Below are 25,145 nucleotides of genomic sequence, written 5' to 3'. Positions count from 1 at the left end.
CCGCGCTCTTGCGCCGCTCGGCCGACGCCCGCGTGCACCGGCGCGCGAGCGGGAGGCTTGGGTGCCCGCGCGCGCTGCTCTCGGCGTTTCGGCCAACTCGGCGCCGCGCCGGACCCCGTGCGGGGCACGGGTGGATGTATCCCGCACGCCCGTACGGCCCGGCACGGCGGGGCCCGGAGGCCGACCGAAACACAGGTGTTCGAGTTCCGGGGGCGGTCGTTAAGCCGGGTGACCCAGCCGCGACCGACCACAGAGGGGGCCACGTTGACCTCGGCCAGCACGCCCGGACAGCTGAGTGCGGACAGAGTGAGCGCGCGGACGGAACCACCACCGGACAGCGGGAGCGCGGCGCAGCGGGAGGAGTTCCTGTACCGGGACGAGTCCCGGCTCCAGGCCGGTGCGCAGCTGACGAGCGGCACGATGGCGCGGCGGCTGCCCGCGCTGGTGCTGCGGTCGCTGCGGATGGCCTGGCGGGTGGACCGGGCGGCGACGGCGGGCCTGCTGGCCTGTCAGGTGGGCGGCGGGGTGCTGGCCGCGCTGGGGCTGCTCGCGGTCACGAGCACGATCACCGCGCTGGTCTCCTCCGGCGACATCACGGACCGGCTGTGGCAGGCCGCTCCGCAGCTGGCGGTCATCGCGGCGGCCGCCGGGGTGCGCGCGCTGCTGGGCATCGTGGTGACGTGGCTGACCGGCAGGCTGCGCCCGGTGCTGGCCCGGGAGGCGGAGCTGACGATGATCGAGGCCGCGCTCGGTGCGGAGCTCGCCGCGAACAACATGCCCGGCTACAACGACTTCTACGACATCGCGGACCGGGGCGCCCAGGTCACCCCCGACCTCGTGGCCGAGTCCCAGGACGTGCTGGCCGCCACCGCCACGCTCACCGCCGGGGCGACCGTGCTCGCGGTCCTGCACCCGGCGCTCCTGCCGCTGCTCCTGGTGGCGTGCCTGCCGCAGGCCGCCGCGTACGTACGGGCGGCCCGCGTCCTGTACCTGGCGAACCTGGAGACCTCGGGGCGCCGCCGCATGCTGTCCAAGCTGCGCTGGCACATGGCGTACACGGAGTCCAGCGAGGAGATGCGGGCCTGCCTGGCCGGCCCGTTCCTCGTCGGGCGCTACCGCCGCCTCGCCGCGTCCGTGAACACCGCCGAACGCAGGGCCGCCGACACCGGAGCGTGGATGGGGCTGGCCGGCGCCGCAGTCGGCGGGGTCGCCTCGGCCGGCGTATGGGCGGCGCTGCTGTACCTCCTGGCCACCGGCCGCATGGACCTCGCGGCGGGCGGCGGCGCCGTCTTCGCGCTCCAGACGGCCACCACGTCCGTGCGCGGCATCATCAACGGCGGGGCGCGGCTGGTGCGCACCGGCTGGTACGTCCAGGACTGGCAGCGGTTCCTCGACAACGCCCACGGCCAGTCGATGGCGGTCTCCCGGGGCACCCGGACCCTGCCGGCCGCGCCGGAGCGGTTCGAGGCCCGCGACCTCACCTACCGCTACGACGGCGCGCCCGCCGACAGCCTCGCCGGGGTCTGCCTGCACGTGAAGCGCGGCGAGATCGTGGCCCTGGTCGGCGAGAACGGCTCGGGCAAGACCACCCTGTCCCGTCTGCTGTGCGGGCTGCTGCTGCCGACCACCGGCGCGGTCGCCTGGGACCACACCACGACCGCCGAGCTGGACCCGTGGGAGGCGTGGCGGAACGTCGCACTGGTCCCGCAGAAGTACACGTACCTGCCGCTGACCATGCGCGACAACATCACCTTCGGCCAGGGCGACACCGGCGACGCGGCCGTCCTCGCCGCCTGCGAGGCGTCCGGGGCGATCGACATGCTGCCCACCCTGCGCTCCGGCCTCGACACGCTGCTCACGGCGGAGTGGTTCGGCGGCCAGCAGCTGTCCGGCGGGCAGTGGCAGCGCACGGTCCTGACCCGGGCCTTCCACCGCCAGGCGTCCCTGCTGGTGATGGACGAACCCACGGCGGCGCTGGACGCCCGGGCCGAGTACCGCATCTTCACCGGCCTGCGGGACCTGGCCAAGGACCGCGCGGTCCTGCTGATCACCCACCGCCTCACCAACGTCAGCATCGCCGACCGGATCGTGGTCCTGGACGGCGGCCGGATCGTGCAGGAGGGCACGTACGAGCAACTGACGCGGGAACCGGGCCTGTTCAGGACCCTGTGGGACCTGCAACAACGCACGGGCGAGAACCCGACCACCCCCTGACCCCTCCTTTCTCCTCCCCCGCCGACGAAAGGCGCACGGCTCATGCCCCGACCGCCCCTCACCCGCTCCCCCATCCACACGGTGGTGACCGCGTACCCGGCCCGCGACGCGGCGGACGACCCCGCCGCCCGGACGCCCCTGCCGGGACACGTCACGTGCGGCGCCGCCGTCATCGACCGCGAAGGGCGGGCGGCATGAACGAGGCCGGCGCGTTCCCCGGCCCCCGTGAGGCGCCCGGGCGGGTCATGCTCCCGCCGGAGGAGTACGCCCGCTCGGTGCCCAAGTCGACCGGCTTCGCCTGCGTGTTCTTCACCGACGGGCACGACCGCCCGGTGCAGCTGCGGGCCACGTACTCCCGGACGCACCCGTGGCAGTTCCCCGGCGGCACGATGGACCACGGCGAACGCCCCTGGGAGACGGCGCGGCGGGAGTGCCGGGAGGAGACGGGCATCGAGGTCCCGGGCCCGCCCCGCCTGCTGGCCTCGGTCTTCGGCCCACCCGGGCCCGACTGGCCGTTCAGCACCTCGGGCTGCGTCTTCGACGGCGGCCGGCTCACGGACGAGCAGATCCGCGCCATCGTCCTGGACCCGGACGAGCACGACGACGTCCGGGCCCTGTCCCTGGCCGACTGGCACCCCCTGATGCCCCCGCAGGACTTCGCCCGCCTCGAAGCGGTGATGACGGCCAGGCGGACGGGCACGGCCGCCTACTTCGACGCGTGGGGGTGGGGCGATGGGTGAGCGGGGCCCCTCGCCCCTTCGTCGGGGCCGGTATCAGAACCGGTAGTAGTCCACGATGGGTGCGCGCGCCTCGCCGTCCGGGCTGGCCAGCACGGAGCCGTAGGGCGCGTCGCCGAGCGCGACGGCGCGGGCCGCGAGGGCGGCGGCCCGCCGCAGGAGCGCTTCGCCGGCGGTGCTGATCACGATGGTGCCCTCCAGTGCGTGGCCACGGCGGTCAGTGCCCGCCATGCCTCACGGGGGCGAAGGGTGTCCTGCGGGTCTCCGTGGTACGGGTCGAGAACGACGGTGTCGGCGCCGCCGGCTGCTCGCCGACAGGCGGGAGATCCTGGATCTGCGCACCACCGGCGACGACTTGGGAAGCAGCGCCGCGCCACCCTGCCCGGTGCGCAACGGGTGCACAGCGGCCGGAGCCGTGTGTACCTGCGCGCGCCGAGGCGGGCGGGGCGCTGATCAACCGTGGTCATGGCGGAGACCTCACTCCGTACGGTGGGTGGCTCACCTGGTCATCGCTGCGCGGCGGTGAGCGCAACGCCCCCGCCGGAGCCCGGAGCAGGAGGCCGGCACGAGCCTGCTCCCGCTCCGCCTGGGGCGGCAGGGCGGCGGCCTCCGGAAGACCGGACTGCGCCGGGAAGCCGTACAACTCCTCGAACGAGGGGGCGCGTTCTCCCAGTCCACTTCGAGAGCGCAGCCGTACGTGTCCATCGTCTCGGCCAGGGTGCCGTGCCGCATCCAGCCTTGCACGCTGCGCGGCGGCACACCGGCAGCGATCAGCACCGCGTCCATGCAGTCGCGCAGGTCTTGGAAGGTGGCAGCCTCCGGGACCATGACGCTCTTGGCCCGTGCCTTGTCCTTCGCCAGGTTGAACGCCCGGCACGGTTCGTTCTCCTGGACCGGGCTCCAGTAGCGGAACAGGGTGCCCAGGAAGCAGTAGCCACCCGAAGCCCCACGACCAGCAGCCCTGCACCAACCTCACCGAGAAACGGACATCACTTCACGAACCGCCCTGTGAGAGCTACCGGTCGGGTCTCAGCACTGCCCCGGTACTGACGTAAGGGAGCCGTCGGCCGGATGTCAGTCAGCTGACGGAGGCTGTCGGCACGGCGGCCGAGCCATTCTCGTGGAGACAGCGAATCCGCCCGGTACCCGGGCGAGACCACGAGGAGCAGACCGTGAACACCATCGCCCAGCACTGGATCAACGGACAGTGGACCGGCTCCGGCTCGGTTCTGGAATCGATCAACCCGGCCGACGGCACCGTCGTCGGCTCGTTCTACGACGGTGGCGAGGCAGAGGCATCGGCCGCCGTGGACGCCGCCGCCGCCGCGTTCGCGACCACCGAATGGGCGCGCACTCCCTCGCTCCGGGCGACAGCACTCAGCCGGCTGGCCGACGCCCTCGAGGCCCGGGTACCCGAGGTTGCGGCCATGTTGTCCCGGGAGAACGGCAAGCTGCTGGGTGAGACCACGTGGGAGGTCAGCGGTGCGGCCGGGTGGCTGCGGTACGCGGCGGCCTCTGTGCGCACCCAGACCGCCGGGCGCGCCGCCGAGACGGCACCCGGCCAGTACACCCACTCGGTGCCCGAGCCGCTCGGTGTCGCCGGGATCATTTCTCCCTGGAACTCCCCCATCATGCTGACCGTGCGGGCACTGGGCCCGGCGCTGGCCGCCGGCTGCACCGTCGTGGTCAAACTTCCGGCTCAGACGGCACTGACCAATGAGCTTTTCGCGCAGGTCCTGGCCTCGGTCCCGGAGATCCCGGCGGGCGTGGTCAGCGTGTTCACCGAGTCCGGCAACACCGGGGCCCCGTTCCTGGTCTCCTCGGACAAGGTCGACGTGATCAACTACACCGGCAGTACGCCGGTCGGGCGCCATATCGCGGCCGCGGCCTCCACCACACTCAAGCGGCTCGGTCTGGAACTGGGCGGCAAGGCGCCCATGGTGATCTTTCCCGACGCCGATCTGGACATGGTGATCCCCACCGTGGTGCAGTCGCTGGTGCTGATGAACGGGCAGTTCTGCTGCACCGGCTCCCGTGTACTGGTTCACCGGGACATCGCCGACCAGGTGCGCACTCGGCTTACCGGCGCGCTCGCGCAGGTGCGGCTCGGGTCGGGCGACGACGAGAAGGCCCAGCTCGGCCCGGTGATCGACCGGGCGTCCGCCCAGCGGGTGGACGCGATCGTCGAGGAAGCCGCCTCGTACGGCACGGTGCTGCTGCGCGGCGGTGTGGTCACCGACGGCCCGCTGGCCGCCGGCGCGTTCTACCGGCCGAGCCTGATCGAGGTGGACCGCACCGACGTCCGGATCGTGCAGGAAGAGGTCTTCGGTCCGGTCCAGACGTTCGAGGTCTTCGACGACGAGGACGACGCCGTGGCCAAGGCGAACGCCACCATCTACGGCCTGGCCGCCTCGGTGTTCAGCTCGGACTCGATGAAGGCCCGCCGGATCGCCCGGCGCATCCGCACCGGCACGGTATGGATCAACACCTGGGGAGCCATCAGCGAGGACTTCGAGGAGGGCGGCGTCAAGGGAAGCGGTTACGGCTACCTGTGCGGCCCGCGCGCGATCGAGGAGTTCCAGGCCCTCAAGGTGTACGTGGAGCAGGACCACACCCAGTCCGCTCAGTGATCAGATCATGACCTGGCCCGGCGCCCACCTGGGCGCCGGGCCGTCGGGCCTTGACCCCTGCGCGGGAAGGTTGCGCCAGGCGTCGATTCTGGTCACCGGAGCGACGAACGGAGCCCTGTGCTGCTCACCCGGCAACTGCTGCCGCTGTTGCGTGCGGGCAGCCCATCACGCAGCGCCGACAGCGCCTCGGTCGCGCAGGAACCGATGGAATCAAAACGATACGCGGCATTTCGATTTGGAGTGGTCCATGAACGAGAGAATTGTTTCCCATGCCTACGGTGCCGACGATCCTGGACTGCCAAGCCCACCGGCAGTGACAGACATCCGGCACACGCTCCGGGAGCAGAGCCGCAACGCGTCCGCGAACGCCGAACCCCGGCTCGGCCCCACCGTTCCGCCCGCCGTCCGGCGTTGGAAGCTGTGGCTCCTCACCGTGTGCGGTATCTACCCCACCATCGTCCTGCTGGGCCTGGCCACGAACCCTGTTCTGGAGGATCTGTACCTGCCGGTGCGACTCGCTGTACTCGTCCCGGCGGCGGCAGCAGCGATGGTCTGGCAGATCAATCCCCGACTGCAGCGGCATTTCGGAGCTTGGCTCACCAGATGACAAGCAGCCCGGCTCCGCCGCCGGTGTGCTCCGCGGCGCCCGCACACCACAGACCACTGCGCAGGCTCACGGCGCGAGGCCGCGACGAGACCCACCGCGGCGTCTCCTCACTGGAGCTCTTCTTCGACCTGTGCTTCATCGTGGCCATAGCCCAGGCAGGCGCCCAGTTGGTGCACGCCATAGTCGAGGGACACACGGGCGAGGGGATCCTCAACTACTTGATGATCTTCTTCGCCATCTGGTGGGCGTGGATGAACTTCACGTGGTTCGCCTCGGCTTACGACAACGACGACGTGCTGTACCGGATCGTCACGCTGATCCAGATAGCCGGCGTGCTCGTCCTGACGGCAGGCGTCTCCCGGGCGTTCGAGGAACACGCGTACCTGGTCGTCATCCTGGGCTATGCGATCATGCGGCTCGCCATGACGGCGCAGTGGCTGCGCGTGGCGCTGTCGAGCCAGGGCCCCGAGCGGACGATGGCGCTGCGGTACGCCGTCGGGCTGTGCCAGATCGGCTGGCTGGGGCTACTGGCCCTGCCGGAGGCCGGCCGCCCGTGGGTCTTCCTGGTGATGGCGCTGCTGGAGATGGCCGTACCGCTGTATGCGGAGCGGGCCCACCCCACGCCGTGGCACCCCCACCACATCGCCGAACGGTACGGGCTGCTCACGCTCATCGTGCTCGGCGAGACCATCGCGGCGGCCACCGTCGCCGTGAAGTCGGGGATCGACGAGCACGAGGCCCTGGGTGAGTTGCTGCCCATCGCCGCCGGCGGACTGCTGATCATCTTCGCCGCCTGGTGGGTGTACTTCGCGGTCCCCATCCACGGGCACCTCCGGTCCAACCGGCAGTCCTTCCTCTGGGGCTACGGCCATTACCTGATCTTCGTCTCGGGTGCCGCGATCGGGGCCGGCCTGGAGGTGGCGGTGGAGCATGCGGTGGGCAAGGCGCACCTTTCGGCGCTGTCGGCGTCGGCGGCGGTGACGCTGCCGACAGCGCTGTTCCTGCTCACGGTGTGGGCGCTGCACTCGCGCTTCTACAAGGTGGGGATCGCCCAGCAGTCGGTGCTGCCGGCCACGGCGCTGCTGGTGGTCGTCTGTACGTTCCTGGGTCACTGGGCGGTGCTCGCGGCGGGGCTGGTGGCGGCGCTGGCGGTGGCAGCCGGGGTGACGCTGACGGCGCTCGGGGCGAGCCCGGAGCGCGGGAGGGGCGAGGAAGGCGTCGCGGTGCCAGTTCCGTGAGGGAACCCTCGCCGCCGCGGGAACCCGGCCGGCACGGCGTACGAGGGCGCCCGTGCCGTGCGCCCGGTGCACCTGCTCAACGACGGCGGCACATTGTTCACGCCGACGACGGGGACGCACCCGCTCGGCACCTCACTGGCCTGGGCATCGGTGGCGATCTGGGCGATATCAGGGCGTAACGGGGAGGCTAGCGAGGTGCCGCGAGTACGTCCCGAAGTACGTTCTCGAGCGTGACGCGGGCCAGTTCGTGTCTCAGGGTGTCCTCGATGCCCTCGTAGATGCCCTGCATGGCCGGCTGGATGCCGTAACCCACCACGCATCCCTGGTCCGGGGGGGTGCGGTGCATCGCGAACAGCGGGCCGGGTTCCACTGCCTCGTACACGTCGAGCAGGGTCATCGACTCCAGCTCCCGCGCCAGCGACCAGCCCGCGCCCACGCCCCGCCGGGAGTCCACGAGCCCGGCCCTGCGCAGCTCGCCGAGCAGCCGCCTGATCACCACGGGGTTGGTGTTCGCGCTGGTCGCGATCTGCTCGGAGGTGGCGACCTCATGGCCTTGGCGCTGGTAGAGACCGATCCAGGCCAGCGCGTGGGCGGCAATGGTCAACCTGCTGTTGGCACTCATGAACCCCTCCTCTCGGCCGCAACGCTTTATGTTACGACAACGCAGTCGTAACAGTAAAGGTTGCAAAAGCAAGTCGTAACAATTAGCGTTGCGACTGCCAGGAAGAGTCAATCAACGAGGTGAGAAGAATGAGCAAGCCACTCATGGGCAAGGTCGCCCTGGTCACCGGGGGGTCGCGCGGACTGGGAGCCGCGACCGTACGGCTGCTGGCCGAGCAGGGCGCCGACGTCGCCTTCACCTACGTCAGCTCCGAGAAGCAGGCGCAGGCCGTCGTCGACGAGGTGCACGGCAAGGGAGCCAAGGCCGTCGCTTTCCAGTCCGACCAGGCAGACACGAGCCGGGCGCCGGCGCTGATCGACGACGTGGTCGCGCACTTCGGCGGCCTGGACATCCTCGTCAACAACGCGGCGATCTCCGTGGCTGGCACGGTGGACGACTCGGACGCCGACACCGCCGCCCTGGACCGGATGCACGCCACCAACTACCTCGGCGTGATTGCCGTCATCCGGGCCGCCTCCCGAGTGCTGCGCACGGGCGGTCGCATCATCACGGTGAGTTCCGGACTGGGCTCCCGGGTCGGGGCCCCCGGCCTTGCCGACTACTCGGCGACCAAGTCCGGGATCGAGAGGTACACCATGGGCGTCGCACGCGACCTCGGGCCCCGGAACATCACGGCCAACGTCGTGGAGGCCGGACTGATGGAGGGCGGCATGCAACCGCCGGACTCCGAGACCCTCAAGGCCCTGGTCAGCTCGCTGTCCCTGCAACGCATGGGACACCCCGACGAAATCGCCGCGGCGATCGCCTTCCTGGCGAGCCCCGCCGCGTCATACATCACGGGTGCGGTGCTGGACGCCCACGGCGGCTACAACGCCTGAACCCGGACCCCTGCCGCGCGTCCCGAAGGACATCGCGCCTTCGGGACGCGCACCGCCGACGACCCGCGACAAGGCGTACGACTCGAATGGCTCTGTGCGGGGTGAGCTGCGACGCCGCTGTATCCAGGCACTGATCTCCCGCAAGGGCTCTGGTGAAGCCACCTCCCGAGCGGAGAAGCCTTCGTCGTGCCAACCCCGGTCCCGTGCCGTACGGGACGGCGTAGAGGCCGGTGATCTCGTTCTCGGCTCGCCAGCGCCGCAGGGCTTGTCAGCCCTGCGGCCAGATCAGGGATCCGGGTCGGTAGACCCGGGTGCGCAGTATGGCCGAGATGGTCGCCCGGCTGGTGTTCTGCATGATCTTCGTCTGGGAGCTGCGGGTGTCGGCGAAGCAGATGGTTTCACGCTCCGTTTGCCCGGGGGTGCGATAATTGCTGGTCAGGTGCGTGGCTGGTGGTTCGACTGCTTCGCGAGGTACGGCGAGGGACGCGGCGGATGTGGGCGAAGTCAAGTACAGGCATGGGTGTCGGCCCGACTGGGCTGGTCGGCCGGGAGGGCGAGCTCGCCGAGCTTGCGGCGTTCCTGGACATGGCCGGGATGGACGGAGCCGTCCTGCTGCTCACCGGTGATCCGGGCGTGGGGAAGACGGCACTCCTGGACGCGACCGCCGAACTGGCGGCCGCGAAGGGAATGCGGGTGGTCCGCGGGAGCGGCGACGAGTACGAGACGGACATCAGCTTCGCGGGGCTCCATCAGCTCGTCGGCTCGCTGCCGGACGAGCTCGGTCGCCTGCCGCGTTCCACGCGGGAGGCCCTCGAGGTCGCCCTCGGTCTCGGCGCCGGTCCCGCGCCGAGCCGGATCGCCGTCCTGAACGCGGCACTGTCCCTGTTCGACGAGGCCGCGAAGGAGCGGCCGTTGCTCCTCGTGGTCGATGACCTTCATGCCGTCGACCAGGCGAGCCGGGCTGCGGTGGGTTTCGTCGCCAGAAGACTGGGCGATCGCCGCATCGGGCTGCTCGGAGCAGGGCGGACGGAGTCCGACGAATCCTTCCGGTCCACCGGTCTGCCGGAGCTCGAGATCGCGCCGCTGGGTGACTCGGACGCCCTGCGACTGCTGTCCCGGCGCTTCGCCCACCTCCCCCGTCGGGTCCTTTCGACCGTGGCGCACGAGGCGCAGGGCAACCCCCTGGCTCTGCTCGAGTTCGCCGGATCCACCGGGGCATCCGGCGACCAACACGGCCAAGGGGCGGGGTGGGCGAGCGGCCAGGGGCGGGACGTGCGCGCTCTATACGGCGCCCGCGTCGGACGACTGCCGCAGAGAACGCGCGAGGTACTGCTGCTCGCGGCTCTCGAGGGCTCCGGCGACATCGGCATTCTCGAGGCGGCCGGCGGGCCGGGCGGGCTCGACGAGCTCGCTCCCGCGGAGCGAGACCACCTGGTCATGGTCGCGGAGAACGGCCGCGCGGTGCGCTTCAGGCACCCGCTGGTCAGGTCCGCGGTGGTCGACGGTTCCACCGGCGAACAGCGGCGCAGCGCCCACCGCCGGCTGGCCGACGCGCTGGCCGACCAGCCCGAGCGGCGCGGTGATCACCTCGCGAGAGCCACGACGGCGCCCGACGAGGCGGTCGCCGCCGTCGTGGAGTCGGCGGCCCGGAGCAGCCTGCGACGCGGTGACGCCGACGGCGCGATCGCGAGGCTGCGGCGCGCGGCCGAGCTGAGCCCCGACCGGACGGTCCGCAGACGCCGCCTGTCGCAGGCCGCCTACGTCGCCGCCTGGGTCGCGGGTCATCTGGAGGTCAGCCACGAGATCATGCGTGAGGTCGAGGGCGATCCGGCGGCCCGGTCGCTCTCGGCGGCCGCGACGGCCGGCTTCCTCGTGCTCGTCACGGAAGGGGACGCCGACACCGCCCACGCGCTGCTGATGGAGGCGATCGAGCAGGCGCAGATGTCGCCCGGTCCGCCGTCCGGCGAGCTGGAGACCGCGCTCTTCACCCTCACGCTCGCCAGCCAGTACTCGGGCCGGCCCGAGCACTGGCAGCCCCTGGTCGATGTGCTCGCCCGGTTCCCCGAGGCGGCGCCCGCCGCCGCGGCGTCGCTGGGGCGCGTCCACCACGACCTCGGCTCCGTCACCGACGGCATGCTGCGCCGCCTGGACGAGGAGATCGCGCGGCTGAGGGACCAGAGTGACGCCGACGTGGTCATCCGCACCGCCCTGACCGCCTCGTACCTCGACCGGCTTCCGGGCTGTCGCGAGGCCGTGTCCCGGGTCGTACGCGACGGCGGCGCGGTGGGGTCGAGCATGCCGGCCCTGATGTTCATCGCGCTGGACGACCTGTACGCCGGCCGGTGGCAGTCCTCGGCCGACGCCTCGGACGAGCTCATCGCACTGTCCGAGGAGACGGGGTACCACCTGTTCGCCCAGGTGGGGCACTACGTCGCTGCAATGGCCGCGGCCCAGCGCGGCGACCTCGACGCGTGCCGCCGCCACTGCGAGGCCGTCTGGGAGTGGTCGGGGCCCAGGGGACTGCGGCGGCTGGAGAACTGCGCCCACCAGGCGGCGGCCCGGGCGGCCCTCGGCGCCGCCGACTTCGAGACGGCGTTCCGGCACGCCACGGCGATCTGCGCCCCGGGTGTGCTGCCGCCGTTCAACCCCGAGGCCGTGTGGTCCGCGCCGGACCTCGTCGAGGCCGCCGTGCGCACCGGGCGGCACGCGGAGGCGCGACGGCACGCGGACGCGCTACGCGACGCCGGTGTCGGTCACCTCTCGTCGCGGCTCGCGCTGAGCACGGCCACGGTCACGGCGATGACATCGGCTGCCGAGGACATGGTCCGGTGTTTCGAGGAGGCACTCGCGCTGCCGGGTGTCGAGCAGTGGCCCTTCGAGGTCGGCCATGCTCGTCTGGCGTACGGCGAAGCGCTTCGCCGGCAAGGACTCAACCGTGACGCCCGGGTGCAGCTGGCCGCCGCCCGCGACCGCTTCGAGGAACTCGGGGCCCGTTCGTGGGAGGCCCGGGCCGCGGCGGAGCTCCGCGCCACCGGCATGACGCGGACCGGCCGGGGCAAGGCCGGTGAGGCCCTCACCCCGCAGGAGCTGGAGGTCGCCAGGCTGGCGGCGACGGGGCTGTCGAACCCGCAGATCGCGTCGCATCTGTTCCTTTCGCCGCGGACCGTGTCGTCGCATCTCTACCATGTGTTCCCGAAGCTGGGGATCACATCGCGGGCCGAGCTCCGCGACGCGCTGGAGGCGCTGCCTCCCGAACTTCCGGCCACCCGGCTGTGAGAGCTACCGGTCGGGTCTCAGCACCGCCCCGGTACTGACGTAAGCGAGCCGTCGGCCGGATGTCAGTCAGCTGACGGAGGCTGTCGGTACGGTGGCCGAGCCATTCTCGTGGAGACAGCGAATCCGCCCGGCACCCGGGCGAGACCACGAGGAGCAGACCATGCCGTTCGTCACCGCCAGCGACGGAACCGAAATCTTCTACAAGGACTGGGGCTCGGGCCGGCCGGTCATGTTCCACCACGGCTGGCCGCTGAGCTCGGACGACTGGGACGCCCAACTGCTGTTCCTCGTCCAGCACGGCTACCGTGTCATCGCCCACGACCGCCGCGGGCACGGGCGCTCCGCCCAGGTCGGCCACGGGCACGACATGGACCACTACGCGGCGGACGCCGCCGCCGTGGTGGCGCACCTCGGCCTGCGCGACGTCGTCCACGTCGGCCACTCCACCGGTGGCGGAGAGGTCGCCCGGTACGTCGCCAGGCACGGTGCCGGGCGGGTCGCCAAGGCCGTCCTCATCGGAGCGGTCCCGCCGCTCATGGTCCAGACCGAATCGAACCCGGGAGGGCTGCCGGTCGAGGTCTTCGACGGCTTCCGCGAGGCCGTGGCCACCAACCGCTCCCAGTTCTACCTCGACCTCGCCTCCGGGCCGTTCTACGGGTTCAACCGCCCGGGCGCGGACGTGTCCCAGGGCGTCATCCAGAACTGGTGGCGTCAGGGGATGACCGGCAGTGCGCAGGCGCACTACGAGGGGATCAAGGCGTTCTCGGAGACCGACTTCACCGACGACCTCCGGGCGATCGACGTGCCCACGCTCATCATGCACGGCGACGACGACCAGATCGTCCCGATCGCCAACTCCGCCGAAATGGCGATCACGTTGGTCAAGAACGCGCGCCTGAAGGTCTACCCGGGACTGTCGCACGGCATGTGCACCGTCAACGCCGACACCGTCAACGCCGACCTCCTCGACTTCATCGAGAGCTGACACCGGCCCGGTACCGACACACAACCCGCCAGCACGGAACAGAAGAGAAATGACCATGACCGCAACCCCCACCGGCTACGTGACCGTCATCTGGGACGCGAAGGCGCAGGCGGGCAGGGAGGCCGACCTCAAGGCGTTCATCACCGCCGCCGTCACCCCCTCGCGCAACGACCCCGGCAACATCGACTACGAGGCCCACGAAGTCGAGGGCCGACCCGGCGAATTCGTCATCTACGAACGCTGGGAGACCCGCGCCCACCTCGACGCCCACCTCGCCGCGCCCCGGATGCGGGAACTCGTCCCGCAGATGCTCGAACTGATCGACGGATCCATCGAGGACGGCATCCGCCTGCTGCGCCCGTTCCGCCCCGCCCACTAGCGCCGGACGCCCGCCGGCACCGACGCCGGCGGGCCACACCGCCGCGAACCGATCCCGCGGGTGCTCCCGGTGACCGCTTTCCGGGAGCACCCGCTCCGAAGACACGCACAGGAGTGACACGACGTGACCACCACATTGATCACCGGCGGCAACAGGGGCCTCGGCCACGAGATCGCGCGCCGACTGGTCCAGGCGGGCCAGACGGTCTGGATCGGAGCCCGGGACGCCGGGAACGGACGCAAGGCCGCCGACCGGCTCGGCGCCGGCTTCGTCCAGCTGGACGTGACCGACGACGCGTCGGTCGACGCGGCGGTCGAGACGCTGCGCGCCCGGGCCGGCCACCTGGACGTTCTCGTCAACAACGCCGGAATCCTCGGCGAAGTGACCGCACCTGAGGACATGACGGCCGACCAGGTCCGCCACGTCTACGAAACCAACGTCTTCGGACTGGTGCGCGTCACGCACGCGTTCCTGCCCCTGCTGCGGAAGGCGGCCGCCCCGTCCGTCGTCAACGTCACCAGTGGTCTGGGGTCGTTCACGCTGACCCACGACCCGGAGCGGGTCGAGTCGCAGTATCCGCTCGCCGCCTACGGCTCGTCGAAGAGCGCGGTCACCATGCTGACCATGCAGTACGCCAGGACGATCCCCGACGTCCGCTTCAACGCGGTGGACCCCGGCCAGACCGCGACCGAGTTCACCGGCCACATCGGGCAGAGCGTCGAGGAGGGCGCGGAGGCGGCGGTGCGTATCGCCACCCTGGGGCCCGACACGCCCACCGGCACGGTGACCGACCGCGCCGGCGCACTCCCCTGGTGACGGCGGCAGGCCCGACCCCGCGACAGTCCTGGCAACCACACCCCACCCGGCGCACCGGTCAGGGCCGACGGGCCCGCACCGAGGGAATCAGGACTCAGTCGCCAAGCCCCTGAGACCACTTTGTCATCCGGTCCACCGCGGCCGCGCGCAGCATGTTCGTGATGGCCTACGACGCGCTCCCGGCGCACCGTGACCGGCTGGCCGCCGGCGGTCCCCTGCTGGACGTCGGCAGCGGGGTCGGCGGAGCCGTGCTGAGTGCGCTGGTGGAGTACCCCGCCCTGCGTGCTGTCACGGTCGAGCGTGCTTCCGACGTCGTCGAGGAACTGCGGCAACGCGCCCGGGCCGCCGGTGTGGCCGCACGCCTGGACATCCGGCACTCCGATGCCCGGGAGCGCGATGACGATGCGGTCTACGGTGTTTGCTCCTGGGCCCAGGCATTCTTCCCGAGCCACACCCGCGAGTCCACCCTGGCCGCCATCCGGCGCGCACTCGCCCCGGGCGGTCTGCTTCTCGCACAGGAACTCGCCGCGCCGGCCGACGACTCGACGTCCGCCCGCCTGGGCGCATCCCTCGACGCGCTCGTCGCCGACTGCCGCGGGGTCCCGCCTGTTGTGAGCGCGGAGGACCTGGCCGCGGAGCTGCGGGCCGGCGGCTTCACCGGCGTGGAGGTCGTGCCCACTCCGGTCGGTCGGCTCGTACTCGGCCGTCGCGGACAGTGGGAACCACCGAGTTGGTGGAACACGAAGCAGGGACGTCGGCCACCGGATCCACCTCGTGGTCGACGGGCTACCCGCTACCCGCTACCCGCTACCCGCTACCCGGGCATCATCCACGACTTCTTCAGCTCAACGCCCTGCGCGACACCGACGCCGCCCAGGCCGCCATCACCCTCCACACCGCCTGAACCCACGCCACGACCACGCCCGGGGAGCGGGCCCACCGCTCACCCCGCCGCCGGAACGTGTCGCACTGCTCCGTATCGCCGGAGCCGATTACACAAGGAGAACCGCCGTATGACTGTCATGAAGAGCACGATCCCCGATGCGGCCCGTCAGGTCGCCGGGAGCGCGCTGCAGAGCACCCTCGTGGATCTCCTCGGGATCTCGCTGATCGGGAAGCAGGCGCACTGGAACATCGTGGGGCCTCGCTTCCGCTCCGTCCACCTGCAGCTCGACGAACTGGTGACGGTGATCCGCGAGGCCGCCGACACGGTCGCCGAACGGGCCGCGACGCTCGGTCTGCCGCCGGACGGCCGGCCGGAGACGATCGCCTCGGCGTTCGCGCTGCCCGGCCCGAAGGACGGCTGGATACGCGACGACGACGCCGTCGAGATGATGGTCGAGACCTTGGGGGCCGCCGCCACACGGCTGCGCGAGCGCATCGACGCCACCGAGGGGGCCGACCCGGTCACCCAGGACCTCCTGGTCTCGATCACCGCCGAACTCGAGAAGCAGCGCTGGATGTTCGCGGCCGAGGGCGCCTCCCACACGGACTGAACGGCGGACCACGCCCACCATCCGCACCACGCCCCAAGAGGCGGGGCGCCCGTGACGACACCGCACCTTCACACCCACTGAACCCACACCACGCGATCAGCGACCGCGTAAGTCCCCGATCAGTTCCCGAATCAGCTTCAGTTCGCCGCACCGGCCGCCAGGCTCACGCCGTTCGCTCGGCGGCCGGTGCGGATATCCGAAATCGCCATACAGGAGTCACCGATGTCCGCAAGCCGTACCCGTATCAACCGCACCATCGCCGTAGCGGCGGCGGCCGCCCTCGTCGTCGCCGGCGGGATCGCGGTCCACGCCTCCGCGTCCCCTTCCACCTCCAGACCGTCCGCGGCCTCGTCCGCCAAGAGCTCGGATGTGGTGCTGGAAAAGGACGCTCAGGCGTTCGCCGACGCGGCCGCCAAGAACCCGCCGATCTACACGCTCTCCTACGCCGATGCCCGCAAGGCGCTCGACGACGCCCAGGCCGGGCCGGTCGGCAAACTGCCCGCCGACATCAGCCACCGCACCCTCAAGGTCGGTCCCACCGGCGAGGTGAAGATCCGGATCGTCCGCCCGGCCGGCGTGAGCGACAAGCTCCCCGCCGTCATGTACTTCCACGGCGGCGGCTGGGTCCTGGGCAATGAGGACACCCACGACCGGCTGGTGCGGCAGATCGCCGACAAGGCCAAGGCCGCGGTCATCTTCGTCGACTACACGCCCTCCCCCGAAGCCCGCTATCCCATCGCCATCGAGCAGGCGTACGCGGCCACCAAGTGGGTCGCCGAGCACGGCGACGAGATCAACGTCGACGGTTCGCGCATGGCAGTGGCCGGTGACAGCGTCGGCGGCAACATGACCGCCGCCGTCACCCTCATGGCCAAGCAGCGCCGCGGACCCGCACTGCGTGAGCAGGTGCTGCTCTACCCCGTCACCGACGCCAACTTCAACACCGCTTCCTATCGCCAGTTCGCCGACGGTCCCTGGCTGACCCGCAAGGCCATGCAGTGGTTCTGGGACGCCTACGCCCCCGACAAGAAGGACCGCAAGGAGATCCTCGCCTCACCGCTGCGGGCCAGCCTGAACCAGCTGAAGGACCTTCCTCCGGCCCTGGTCATCACCGACGAGGCCGACGTCCTGCGCGATGAGGGCGAGGCATACGCCGCCAAGCTGCGCGCGGCCGGCAACGACATCACCACCGTCCGTTACTCGGGCACCATCCACGACTTCGCCCTGCTCGACGCCCTCAGCGAGACCAACGCCGCCAAGGCGGCCGTCGACCAGGCCGGCCGTTACCTTTACACCGGCCTCCGTGAGGGCTCCTGACCCCTGCCGTGCCCGGGGCCTCCGGCCGCCCCGGGCGCTTGGCGTACCCCGTCGCAATTCCCGAAGGTCCGATACCGAGCCACGGCCGCTGACATCGACGACGAACTCGCCACCCTGCGTTCGACCCCCGCGACCCGCGTCACACGCGAACTCCTCCAGGCCGCCGACGGCCAGACGGAAGCTCGCAGTCACAAAAAGGTCAACGGTGGAGGGCGAGGCTCCAGAGCATCACCGTCCGTTACCCCGTCGGGTCATGAACACGTCTCGGCTGACGAATACGTGGCACCTCAACATGCGCGCCTACCAGTCCCGAGGCCGATTCACAGGCCGCGCGGCCCCCGACGCTCGCCGGCGGAGCGGGCGCCCAGGCTGCGCGGCTTCAGGAGCACCGCTGTATCCATCCCATTTTCCAAGACGAAACCGCAGGTGGCGGCAGACGAGTCGGGCTGTACGCCGGGTTCTGTCGCCCGGGCGCCTCGCGGCGGCCGGGGAGACGGCCATCCATCTAGGACCGGCATTGCTGCCGGCCTCGTGCGGTCTACCCGCGAACTCGGGCGGGCAGCCCTCAAGCGTTCGCGCAGGAGCACCGGGGTGCTCCCTCTTGACCTTGCTCCGGGTGGGGTTTACCTAGCCGCCTGGGTCACCCCAGGCGCTGGTGGTCTCTTACACCACCGTTTCACCCTTACCCGGGACCGAAGTCCCGGGCGGTCTGTTTTCTGTGGCACTGTCCCGCGGGTCACCCCGGGTGGCCGTTAGCCATCACCCTGCCCTGTGGAGCCCGGACGTTCCTCGGGAGGGTCCGAAGATCCTCACGCGGCCGTCCGCCCGGCTCGTCTGCCGTGCCGACCATGCTACCCGCCCGGCCGGGGGCACCGGTCCGGCGGGAACGGTGCCGGAGGTCAGAGGCCGCTCGCGGCGAAGGCGGTGATCCCCGCCGTCCAGGCCGCGGTGACATCGGCGGGGGTGGGGAAGCGGCCGTTCAGTTCCATGACGACCATGCCGTGGGCGAAGGCCCAGGCCGCTCGGGCGCGGGCCTCGTCGTGGGACAGGGCGCGGAAGAGCGGGGCCGCGGCGCGTTCTTCCAGTTCCTGGGGGTGGGGGCGGGCGGTGGTGAGGCGGTAGAGGTGGGGGTGGGCCAGGGCGTGGGCGCGGTAGGCGGCGGCCAGGGCCGGGAAGGAGCCCGGGGAGGCGGACTCCGCTGCTTCCAGTGCCTGGGCGGTCTCCCGCAGCATCGCGTCGGCCAGGGCGTTCACCACGGACGACTTGTCCGGGAAGTGCTTGTAGAGGGACGGCGCCGTGATGCCCACCCGGCCGGCGAGCCGGCGCATGGTCAGCGCTTCGGGGCCCTCCTGCTCCAGGAGGGTGCGGGCGGCGGCCAGGATCTGGATCTGGCGGGCGCGGTCGGTCACGCCGGTCCTTCCGTCGTACGGGCGCGGTGCGCGGGGGCGCGGGGCCGAACTCGCGATCGTACGAGATGGAGGGCGGCGGTCGCCCTCAGGCCGGGGTGAACAGGGCCTTCGCCGTGCCCGGGTCGGCCTGGGTGAGGCGGACCCGGAGGCGTCCGCCCAGGGGGAGGCGGGCGGGGCCGCCCTCGACGCGGGCGACGACGGCCGGGGTGTCGATGTGGATGGTGCCCGTGGTGGGTTCGTTGTCCTTCACGTCCACCACGTACGCGTCGAAGACCGCGCCCACCTGGTCCTTGAGGAGCGCCGCCTCGACCAGGTCCACGCTCTCGCGCTCCACCGTGTTGGCGCGCCTCGTGCCCTCCGCCATCTCCTTCGGCAGGGAGGGCAGGGCGGCCAGGACCCATTCGGGCGGGTCGCGGTCCTCGCAGGCGGCGAGGCACAGCTCGCAGGCGTAGCGGTCCACGAGGCGGCGCAGGGGTGCGGTGCAGTGGGTGTAGAGGTCGGCGACCGCGGCGTGCACGGCGGGGGTGGGGAGGTCGCCGTGGTCGAAGACCGTGTAGCCGGCGCCGCGCAGCAGGGTCGTGCACTCCTGGAGGAACGCCGCGTGGTTGGTCCGCTTCGGGTCGAGCGAGCGGACGACCTCGGCGTACGGGACGTGGTGCGGCCAGTCGATGTGCAGGGCTTCGGCGGAGCGGCGCAGCCGGGCCACCGCGCCGTCGGGGGCGACCGGGAGCGTGCGCAGGATGCCGGTGCCGCTCTCCGTCATCAGGCGGGCCGCCGCCATGCCGGTGAGCAGGGAGATCTGGGCGTTCCAGCCGTCCGCGGGCAGCGGGGCGCGGTAGGTGAGGCCGTACGTGCCGTCGTGCTCGGTGATCTCCTGCTCGGGCACGTTGAGGGAGATGCCGCCCCGGGCGACCTCCTGCTCCTCTCGCAGTGTGCCGATGTCCCTGAGCAGCGCGAGCGGTTCCTCGGCCGTGCCCGCGTCGATCTGCCGCTGCACGCCCGCGTAGTCGAGCTTGGCCCGGCTGCGTACGAGGGCCCTGCGCACCCGGGTCGTCACCGCGCGGCCCTCCGCGTCGAGGTCGATCTCCCACAGCGCCGCGGGGCGGACCCGGCCGGGCAGCAGGCTGGCGGCGTCCTCGGAGAGCACCTCGGGGTGCAGCGGCACCTTGCCGTCGGGGAAGTACAGGGTCGTCACCCGGCGGTGGGCCTCGGCGTCGAGCGCGCCGCCCGGGCGGACGAACGCGGCGACGTCCGCGATGGCGTAGTGCACGCGGTAGCCGTGGGCGCGCCGTTCCAGGTGCATCGCCTGGTCGAGGTCCGTGGACGTGGGCGGGTCGATCGTGAGGAACGGGATGTCCGTCGCGTCCTCGTGCCCGGCCAGTTCCGGGCTCCGCGCCGCGTCCGCCGCTTCGGCGAGCACGGCGGGCGGGAAGTCGTCGGGGAGCGCGAGCCCGGTGCGCAGGCCGCGCAGGGCCGCCCGCAGCGGGGTGTCGGCTGCGCCGGTCATGTGCAGGTGGCGGCGGGGCATGGATCGAGCGTAGGGCGGGGTGGAGTGCGGGGCATCCCGGCGTCCTGGCATTTCGGTGTCCCGGGTGGCTCGGCTCCCGCGACCGCCGCGACGGCTCATCCGGACCGCGGTCCGTGGCTGCCGCCGGCCGTCCCGACCGGCGAGGGCCCGTGTGCTCCGCCCCCGTACGCTGGCTCCGGGGCGTCCGCACGGTCCGTACGCCGTGGTCGGCGCCCCTTATCCGTACGTATGAAGGAGAACCGCCGTGCTCGTGCTGTTGCCGCCCTCCGAAGGAAAGGCCGCCTCGGGGCGCGGGGCACCCCTGAAGCCCGAGTCGCTCTCGTTGCCCGGGCTGGCCGAGGCGCGGGCCGCCGTGCTGGACGGGCTCGTGGAGCTGTGTGCGGGCGACGAGGAGAAGGCCCGGGAGGTGCTCGGGCTGAGCGAGGGGCTGCGCGGTGAGGTCGCGAAGAACGCCGGGCTGCGGACGGCGGGTACGCGGCCGGCCGGGGAGCTGTACACCGGTGTGCTGTACGACGCGCTCGGCCTCGCCTCCCTCGACCCTGCCGCCCGGCGCCGGGCCGGGACGTCGTTGCTGGTGTTCTCCGGGCTGTGGGGGGCGGTACGGGTGGGCGACCGGATTCCTCCGTACCGCTGCTCGATGGGGGTGAAGCTGCCGGGCCTTGGCGCGCTCGGGGCGTTCTGGCGTACGCCGATGGCCGAGGTGATGCCCGAGGCGGCGGGTGGAGGTCTGGTGCTGGACCTGCGCTCGTCCGCGTACGCGGCGGCCTGGAGGCCCAAGGGTGCGGTCGCGGAGCGCACGGCGAGCGTGCGGGTGCTGCACGCGCGGGTCGTGGACGGAGTGGAGAGGCGGTCCGTGGTCAGCCACTTCAACAAGGCCACCAAGGGCCGGATGGTGCGCGATCTCCTCGTCGCGGGGGCCCGGCCGTCCGGGCCCGCCGAGCTGGTGACCGTCCTGCGGGACCTCGGATACGTCGTCGAGGGCGAGGCCCCCGCCCGGCCGGGGCGCCCGTGGCAGCTCGATGTGGTCGTCACGGAGATCCACTGAGAGCGCGTTGCATCCTGCGCAACGCTCGTTGCGTATCGCGCCTTGCGCGAGGCAGGATGGGCGCATGACCTCCTCCTCCGTGCTGGACCTCGCCCCCGTCGTGCCCGTCGTCGTCCTGGAGGACGCGGCCGACGCGGTGCCGCTCGCCCGTGCGCTGGTCGCGGGCGGGCTTCCGGCGATCGAGGTCACCCTGCGCACCGCCGCCGCCCTGGACGCGATCCGGGCCATCGCGGCCGAGGTGCCGGACGCGGTCGTCGGGGCCGGCACGGTGATCTCGGCGGGCAACGTCTCCGACACCGTGGCGGCGGGGGCCCGGTTCCTGGTCAGTCCCGGCTGGACGGACTCGTTGCTGGACGCCATGAAGGGCTCCGGGCTGCCGTTCCTGCCGGGCGTTTCGACCACCTCCGAGGTGGTCGCGCTGCTGGAGCGCGGGATCACCGGGATGAAGTTCTTCCCGGCCGAGGCGGCGGGCGGCACGGCCTACCTCAAGGCCCTCTCCGCCCCGCTCCCGCAGGCCCGGTTCTGCCCGACCGGCGGCATCTCGCTCGCCTCCGCGCCCTCGTATCTGGCCCTGCCCAACGTGGGCTGCGTGGGCGGCAGTTGGATGGTGCCGGGCGATGCGGTGGCGGCCCGGGACTGGGGGCGGGTGGAGCGGCTGGCAGCCGAGGCCGCCGCTCTGGGGGCCTGAGCGCGACGGCGCGGAACCCGTCGCACATCGGCATGCATGCTCCCCGGTATCCGGGGCACGAAACCTTGTAGGGGACGTGACCCGCATGCCGGGTGACCCGGGTTCCGGCAGGCCATCCCCCAGCCCGCTGGAACCGCCTCGGCCCCACCGGCCCACCCCCCGGCCGGTGGGGCCTTGTGCTGCCCGGAGGTACGTACGCGCTACCGCAGGTGGGACGTGTCGTTCAGCAGCCGCAGCGAGGCGTTGCCGTCCGCGTAGTACGCCACGGCCGAGACCGACGCCGCCGACAGCTCCATCCGGAACAGCGACTCCGGGGGCGCGCCCAGGGCGAGGCGGACCAGGGTCTTGATGGGTGTGACGTGCGTGACGACGAGGACCGTGCGGCCGGCGTACCGCGTGACGAGGCGGTCGCGGGCGTCCGCCACGCGGCGGGCGACCTGGGTGAAGCTCTCGCCGCCGCCGGTGGGCGCCGCGTCCGGGGAGTCGAGCCAGGCTTCCAGGTCGGTGCCGTACCGCTCCTTGACCTCGCCGAACGTGAGCCCTTCCCAGGCGCCGAAGTCCGTCTCGCGCAGCCCGTCCTCGACCCGGACCTCCAGGCCGAGCCGGGCCGCTACCGCGCCGGCCGTCTCGCGGCAGCGGCGCAGCGGTGAGCTGACGATCTCCTGCACGGTGCCCCGGGCGGCGAACGCCTCGGCCGCCCGTCCGGCCTGTTCGCGGCCGGCGGCGGAGAGCTCGGGGTCGGTACCGCCGCTGCCGGAGAACCGCTTCTGCGGGGTGAGGGCGGTCTCGCCGTGCCGCAGCAGTACGAGCGTGGCGGGCGCGCCCAGGTCGGGGGCCGCGCCCCAGCCCACCTGCGGGGTGACGGGGTCGGAGGGCGTCGGGCCCGACGACACGGCGGCGGCCGGGACCGTCGCGGACGGGTCCTGCGTCGTGTCGCTCGATGCGTCCGTCCCCGCCGGGCCCCGGGACGCGGTGCCCGGGCGGTTCAGCGCCGCTCGGGCCCTCGCCGCGCCGGCCGTCGCGTCGCCGGGCGGGCCCTCGACCGGGGGCAGGGCCGCGGCCACCGAGGAACGGGGGGCGTCGAGGGCGGCCGTGGACGCCGACGGGTCCCACTGCGCGCCGCGCCGGCCCGCGTCCATCGCCTCGTTGGCCAGGCGGTCGGCGTGCTTGTTCTGCTCGCGCGGAATCCACTCGTAGCTGAGGGCGAGGCCCGGCAGGACGCTCGCCGCCTCGGCCGCGAGCGGCTTCATGCCCGGGTGCTTGATCTTCCAGCGGCCCGACATCTGCTCCACGACCAGCTTGGAGTCCATCCGGACGTGGACCCGGGCCCCGGCGTCCCCCGGACCGTCCGGCAGCAGCGCCTTCACGGCGCGGAGGCCGGCGATGAGGCCCTTGTACTCGGCGACGTTGTTCGTCGCGACCCCGATGTACTCGGCGGCCTCGGCCAGCGTCTCGCCGGTCTCCGGGTCGATGACGACCGCGCCGTAGCCGGCGGGTCCCGGGTTGCCCCGGGAGCCGCCGTCGGCCTCGACGACGAACTGGCGCGGCCGGTTCACTACAGGCCCGAGTCCGCGGTGCGGACCAGGATGCGGCGGCAGTTCTCGCAGCGCAGCACCGTGTCGGGGGACGCGGCCTTCACGTCGTTGATCTCGGTGATGTTGAGCTCCAGGCGGCAGCCCTCGCAGCGGCGCTGGTAGAGGCGGGCGGCGCCCACCCCGCCCTGCTGGGCGCGGAGCTTGTCGTACAGCTTCAGCAGGTCGGCGGGGACCGAACCGGCGACGACCTCGCGCTCCTTGGTGACCGTGGCGGCCTCCGCGTCGAGTTCCTGGGTCGCGGCGTCCCGGCGGGCGGTGGCGTCGTCCGCCTTGGCCTGCACGGCGGCGACGCGGTCGGTCAGCTCGGTGACCCGCTCCTGCGCGGACTCGCGGCGCTCCATGACCTCCAGGACGACGTCCTCCAGGTCGCCCTGGCGCTTGGCGAGCGAGGTGATCTCGCGCTGGAGGCTCTCCAGGTCCTTCGGCGAGGTGACCGCGCCGGAGTCCAGGCGCTGCTGGTCGCGGGCGGCGCGCTGGCGCACCTGGTCGACGTCCTGCTCCGCCTTGGTCTGCTCGCGGGCGGTGTCGCTCTCCTCGGTCGTCGAGGCGACGAGCAGGTCGCGGAGCTGGGAGAGGTCGGCCGTGAGCGACTCGATCTCGGCGTGCTCGGGCAGGGACTTGCGCCGGTGCGCGAGCTGGGAGAGGCGCTGGTCGAGCGCCTGGACGTCGAGAAGTCGGATCTGGTCGGCGGGCGCGGCGTTCAGTTGGGGGCTCCAGAAGAGTGGTGGGCGGTCCAGGGGTCGGTGACCTGCTTCGAGACGTGGACCCGCAGGTCCCATCCGAGGCGGTCGGAAATCGCGTCGAGCTGTGCGGCGGCCTGCTCGCACCAGGGCCACTCGGTGGCCCAGTGTGCCGCGTCGACCAGGCCGAGCGGCGAGTGCTGGGTGGCCTCGGAGGCCGGGTGGTGGCGCAGGTCGGCGGTGAGGAAGGCGTCCACGCCGGCGGCGCGCACCGCGTCGAAGAGGCTGTCGCCCGATCCGCCGCTCACCGCGACGGTGCGCACGGGCGCGTCCGGGTCGCCGGCGAGGCGGATGCCCTGCGCGGTGGCGGGCAGCCGGGCGGCGGCGCGGGCCGCGAACGCGCCCAGGGTCTCGGGGTGGTCCAGCACGCAGATCCGGCCGAGCCCCCGGCGGCCCGCCGGGTCGGCCGGGTCCGGTACGAGGGGACGCTCGACGCGCAGGTCGAGGGCGGCGGCCAGGGCGTCGGAGACACCGGGGTCGGCGGTGTCGGCGTTGGTGTGGGCGACGTGCAGCGCGACGCCCTGCTGGATGAGGGTGTGCACGACCCGGCCCTTGAACGTGTCCGCCGCGACCGTCGTCGTACCGCGCAGGTAGAGCGGGTGGTGCGTCACGATCAGGTGCGCGCCCAGCTCGATCGCCTCGTCGGCGATCTCCTGGACGGGGTCGACGGCGAAGAGCACCCGGTGGACCTCGGCGTCCGGATCACCGCAGACGGTGCCGACCGCGTCCCATCCTTCGGCCCGCTCGGGCGGCCAGAGGGCGTCGAGCTCGGAGATGACATCAGACAGACGGGGCACGGAGGAAAGGCTACCTGCCCGCCGCGTCCCCGGGGGCCCCGGGAACGGACCGCCCGCCCGCGGCCCGGGAGCGGCCCCTCGCGAAGCACACCCGCCCGCGACCCCACAGCGGAATCCGGCCATCACCACCCTTATGTGTGAAGTGGGG

Annotated in this window: 22 protein-coding genes, 1 other RNA gene and 3 pseudogenes; 16 read left to right on the top strand and 10 right to left on the bottom strand. The window is 72.2% G+C overall.

Features of this window, described 5'->3' with window-relative positions; genetic code table 11:
- Positions 1-306 precede the first annotated feature (306 nt).
- The 3 genes from E6R18_RS27530 to E6R18_RS27520 are packed head-to-tail and all read left to right on the top strand — an operon-like array spanning position 307 to position 2,954.
- Entirely contained in the window at positions 307-2,214 is a 1,908-nt protein-coding gene (locus E6R18_RS27530) for an ABC transporter ATP-binding protein (protein ID WP_240799872.1), read from the top strand.
- Positions 2,215-2,256: 42 nt separating this feature from the next.
- Positions 2,257-2,412 carry a hypothetical protein gene (locus E6R18_RS27525; RefSeq protein WP_206308441.1) on the top strand — a complete coding sequence of 52 codons (156 nt, stop codon included), beginning with the start codon at positions 2,257-2,259 and terminating at the stop codon, positions 2,410-2,412.
- On the top strand, positions 2,409-2,954 hold the full coding sequence (locus E6R18_RS27520; RefSeq protein WP_136319591.1) for an NUDIX hydrolase: 546 nt from the start codon (positions 2,409-2,411) through the stop codon (positions 2,952-2,954). Before E6R18_RS27525 ends, E6R18_RS27520 begins: the two co-directional genes overlap by 4 nt.
- Positions 2,955-3,026: 72 nt before the next feature.
- Here the strand turns inward: E6R18_RS27520 and E6R18_RS27515 are convergent.
- Both E6R18_RS27515 and E6R18_RS35070 read right to left on the bottom strand, forming a co-directional pair.
- Positions 3,027-3,137: pseudogene (locus E6R18_RS27515) on the bottom strand (nucleoside deaminase); the annotation flags it as partial.
- Positions 3,134-3,250: pseudogene (locus tag E6R18_RS35070) on the bottom strand (LLM class F420-dependent oxidoreductase); the annotation flags it as partial. The pseudogenes E6R18_RS35070 and E6R18_RS27515, both read right to left, overlap by 4 nt.
- Positions 3,251-4,123: 873 nt before the next feature.
- Here E6R18_RS35070 and E6R18_RS27505 point away from each other — a divergent pair.
- From E6R18_RS27505 to E6R18_RS27495, 3 genes are all read left to right on the top strand, one after another.
- Positions 4,124-5,581 (top strand): aldehyde dehydrogenase family protein, encoded by a 1,458-nt coding sequence (locus E6R18_RS27505; RefSeq protein WP_206308440.1) that lies wholly within the window; start codon positions 4,124-4,126, stop codon positions 5,579-5,581.
- Positions 5,582-5,828: 247 nt separating this feature from the next.
- Positions 5,829-6,188 carry a hypothetical protein gene (locus tag E6R18_RS27500; RefSeq protein WP_136319589.1) on the top strand — a complete coding sequence of 120 codons (360 nt, stop codon included), beginning with the start codon at positions 5,829-5,831 and terminating at the stop codon, positions 6,186-6,188.
- Entirely contained in the window at positions 6,185-7,426 is a 1,242-nt protein-coding gene (locus E6R18_RS27495; RefSeq protein WP_136319588.1) for a low temperature requirement protein A, read from the top strand. The genes E6R18_RS27500 and E6R18_RS27495 overlap by 4 nt, the downstream gene beginning before the upstream one ends.
- A 187-nt stretch (positions 7,427-7,613) precedes the next feature.
- Here E6R18_RS27495 and E6R18_RS27490 read toward each other — a convergent pair whose 3' ends face one another.
- A complete protein-coding gene (locus tag E6R18_RS27490; protein WP_136319587.1) occupies positions 7,614-8,048 on the bottom strand; it encodes an Rrf2 family transcriptional regulator in 435 nt (144 codons plus the stop codon).
- 128 nt (positions 8,049-8,176) lie between these two features.
- Between E6R18_RS27490 and E6R18_RS27485 the strand changes: the two genes are divergently transcribed.
- Entirely contained in the window at positions 8,177-8,926 is a 750-nt protein-coding gene (locus E6R18_RS27485) for an SDR family oxidoreductase (protein WP_136319586.1), read from the top strand.
- A gap of 149 nt (positions 8,927-9,075) precedes the next feature.
- On the opposite strand, the pseudogene E6R18_RS35065 reads toward E6R18_RS27485, so the two are convergent.
- Positions 9,076-9,263: pseudogene (locus E6R18_RS35065) on the bottom strand (helicase); the annotation flags it as partial.
- Between the two features lie 179 nt (positions 9,264-9,442).
- Here E6R18_RS35065 and E6R18_RS27475 point away from each other — a divergent pair.
- The 7 genes from E6R18_RS27475 to E6R18_RS27450 all read left to right on the top strand — a co-directional run bounded on the left by E6R18_RS27475 (position 9,443) and on the right by E6R18_RS27450 (position 17,195).
- Entirely contained in the window at positions 9,443-12,202 is a 2,760-nt protein-coding gene (locus E6R18_RS27475) for a LuxR family transcriptional regulator (RefSeq protein ID WP_240799871.1), read from the top strand.
- Between the two features lie 160 nt (positions 12,203-12,362).
- Positions 12,363-13,187 (top strand): alpha/beta hydrolase, encoded by an 825-nt coding sequence (locus tag E6R18_RS27470; RefSeq protein WP_136319584.1) that lies wholly within the window; start codon positions 12,363-12,365, stop codon positions 13,185-13,187.
- Between the two features lie 55 nt (positions 13,188-13,242).
- A complete protein-coding gene (locus E6R18_RS27465; RefSeq protein WP_136319583.1) occupies positions 13,243-13,566 on the top strand; it encodes a putative quinol monooxygenase in 324 nt (107 codons plus the stop codon).
- Between the two features lie 123 nt (positions 13,567-13,689).
- Positions 13,690-14,382: an SDR family NAD(P)-dependent oxidoreductase gene (locus E6R18_RS27460; RefSeq protein WP_136319582.1), complete on the top strand. Its 693-nt coding sequence runs from the start codon at positions 13,690-13,692 to the stop codon at positions 14,380-14,382.
- 733 nt (positions 14,383-15,115) lie between these two features.
- Positions 15,116-15,286 (top strand): hypothetical protein, encoded by a 171-nt coding sequence (locus E6R18_RS35060; protein WP_240799870.1) that lies wholly within the window; start codon positions 15,116-15,118, stop codon positions 15,284-15,286.
- 109 nt (positions 15,287-15,395) lie between these two features.
- Complete coding sequence (locus E6R18_RS35055) at positions 15,396-15,878, top strand: DNA starvation/stationary phase protection protein (protein ID WP_240799869.1); 483 nt, start codon at positions 15,396-15,398, stop codon at positions 15,876-15,878.
- A gap of 222 nt (positions 15,879-16,100) precedes the next feature.
- Positions 16,101-17,195, top strand: a complete 1,095-nt coding sequence (locus tag E6R18_RS27450) for an alpha/beta hydrolase (protein ID WP_136319580.1) — start codon at positions 16,101-16,103, stop codon at positions 17,193-17,195.
- A 433-nt stretch (positions 17,196-17,628) separates the two neighbouring features.
- On the opposite strand, the gene rnpB is transcribed toward E6R18_RS27450, so the two are convergent.
- The 3 genes from rnpB to E6R18_RS27435 form a co-directional block, all read right to left on the bottom strand.
- Positions 17,629-18,028: RNase P RNA component class A (gene rnpB, locus E6R18_RS27445), an RNA gene on the bottom strand.
- A 66-nt stretch (positions 18,029-18,094) separates the two neighbouring features.
- On the bottom strand, positions 18,095-18,604 hold the full coding sequence (locus tag E6R18_RS27440; protein WP_136319579.1) for a TetR/AcrR family transcriptional regulator: 510 nt from the start codon (positions 18,602-18,604) through the stop codon (positions 18,095-18,097).
- Positions 18,605-18,689: 85 nt separating this feature from the next.
- Entirely contained in the window at positions 18,690-20,111 is a 1,422-nt protein-coding gene (locus tag E6R18_RS27435; RefSeq protein WP_136319610.1) for an RNB domain-containing ribonuclease, read from the bottom strand.
- 265 nt (positions 20,112-20,376) lie between these two features.
- Between E6R18_RS27435 and yaaA the strand changes: the two genes are divergently transcribed.
- Complete coding sequence (gene yaaA, locus E6R18_RS27430) at positions 20,377-21,177, top strand: peroxide stress protein YaaA (protein WP_136319578.1); 801 nt, start codon at positions 20,377-20,379, stop codon at positions 21,175-21,177.
- A gap of 64 nt (positions 21,178-21,241) precedes the next feature.
- Positions 21,242-21,865: a bifunctional 4-hydroxy-2-oxoglutarate aldolase/2-dehydro-3-deoxy-phosphogluconate aldolase gene (gene eda / locus E6R18_RS27425; protein ID WP_136319577.1), complete on the top strand. Its 624-nt coding sequence runs from the start codon at positions 21,242-21,244 to the stop codon at positions 21,863-21,865.
- 200 nt (positions 21,866-22,065) lie between these two features.
- Here eda and E6R18_RS27420 read toward each other — a convergent pair whose 3' ends face one another.
- Genes E6R18_RS27420 through E6R18_RS27410 form a run of 3 tightly spaced genes read right to left on the bottom strand, consistent with a single transcriptional unit; the run spans position 22,066 to position 24,997 of the window.
- Positions 22,066-23,421, bottom strand: a complete 1,356-nt coding sequence (locus E6R18_RS27420) for a bifunctional RNase H/acid phosphatase (RefSeq protein WP_136319576.1) — start codon at positions 23,419-23,421, stop codon at positions 22,066-22,068.
- Positions 23,421-24,164: a C4-type zinc ribbon domain-containing protein gene (locus E6R18_RS27415; protein WP_206308443.1), complete on the bottom strand. Its 744-nt coding sequence runs from the start codon at positions 24,162-24,164 to the stop codon at positions 23,421-23,423. The genes E6R18_RS27420 and E6R18_RS27415 overlap by 1 nt, the downstream gene beginning before the upstream one ends.
- A complete protein-coding gene (locus E6R18_RS27410; RefSeq protein WP_136319574.1) occupies positions 24,161-24,997 on the bottom strand; it encodes a Nif3-like dinuclear metal center hexameric protein in 837 nt (278 codons plus the stop codon). Before E6R18_RS27410 ends, E6R18_RS27415 begins: the two co-directional genes overlap by 4 nt.
- Positions 24,998-25,145 lie beyond the last annotated feature (148 nt).

The organism is Streptomyces sp. A1277 (assembly GCF_004795015.1).
In the GTDB taxonomy this organism is placed as follows: Bacteria; Actinomycetota; Actinomycetes; order Streptomycetales; family Streptomycetaceae; genus Streptomyces.
This window is presented reverse-complemented; position numbering and strand designations above follow the sequence as displayed.

What these genes read in the sequence shown, in the direction of transcription:
- E6R18_RS27525 (WP_206308441.1), top strand. Translation starts at nt 2,257, where the DNA reads ATGCCCCGACCGCCCCTCACCCGCTCCCCCATCCACACGGTGGTGACC.
- E6R18_RS27520 (WP_136319591.1), top strand. Translation starts at nt 2,409, where the DNA reads ATGAACGAGGCCGGCGCGTTCCCCGGCCCCCGTGAGGCGCCCGGGCGG.
- E6R18_RS27500 (WP_136319589.1), top strand. Translation starts at nt 5,829, where the DNA reads ATGAACGAGAGAATTGTTTCCCATGCCTACGGTGCCGACGATCCTGGA.
- E6R18_RS27495 (WP_136319588.1), top strand. Translation starts at nt 6,185, where the DNA reads ATGACAAGCAGCCCGGCTCCGCCGCCGGTGTGCTCCGCGGCGCCCGCA.
- E6R18_RS27490 (WP_136319587.1), bottom strand. Translation starts at nt 8,048, where the DNA reads ATGAGTGCCAACAGCAGGTTGACCATTGCCGCCCACGCGCTGGCCTGG.
- E6R18_RS27485 (WP_136319586.1), top strand. Translation starts at nt 8,177, where the DNA reads ATGAGCAAGCCACTCATGGGCAAGGTCGCCCTGGTCACCGGGGGGTCG.
- E6R18_RS27475 (WP_240799871.1), top strand. Translation starts at nt 9,443, where the DNA reads ATGGGTGTCGGCCCGACTGGGCTGGTCGGCCGGGAGGGCGAGCTCGCC.
- E6R18_RS27470 (WP_136319584.1), top strand. Translation starts at nt 12,363, where the DNA reads ATGCCGTTCGTCACCGCCAGCGACGGAACCGAAATCTTCTACAAGGAC.
- E6R18_RS27465 (WP_136319583.1), top strand. Translation starts at nt 13,243, where the DNA reads ATGACCGCAACCCCCACCGGCTACGTGACCGTCATCTGGGACGCGAAG.
- E6R18_RS35055 (WP_240799869.1), top strand. Translation starts at nt 15,396, where the DNA reads ATGACTGTCATGAAGAGCACGATCCCCGATGCGGCCCGTCAGGTCGCC.
- E6R18_RS27450 (WP_136319580.1), top strand. Translation starts at nt 16,101, where the DNA reads ATGTCCGCAAGCCGTACCCGTATCAACCGCACCATCGCCGTAGCGGCG.
- E6R18_RS27435 (WP_136319610.1), bottom strand. Translation starts at nt 20,111, where the DNA reads ATGACCGGCGCAGCCGACACCCCGCTGCGGGCGGCCCTGCGCGGCCTG.
- eda (WP_136319577.1), top strand. Translation starts at nt 21,242, where the DNA reads ATGACCTCCTCCTCCGTGCTGGACCTCGCCCCCGTCGTGCCCGTCGTC.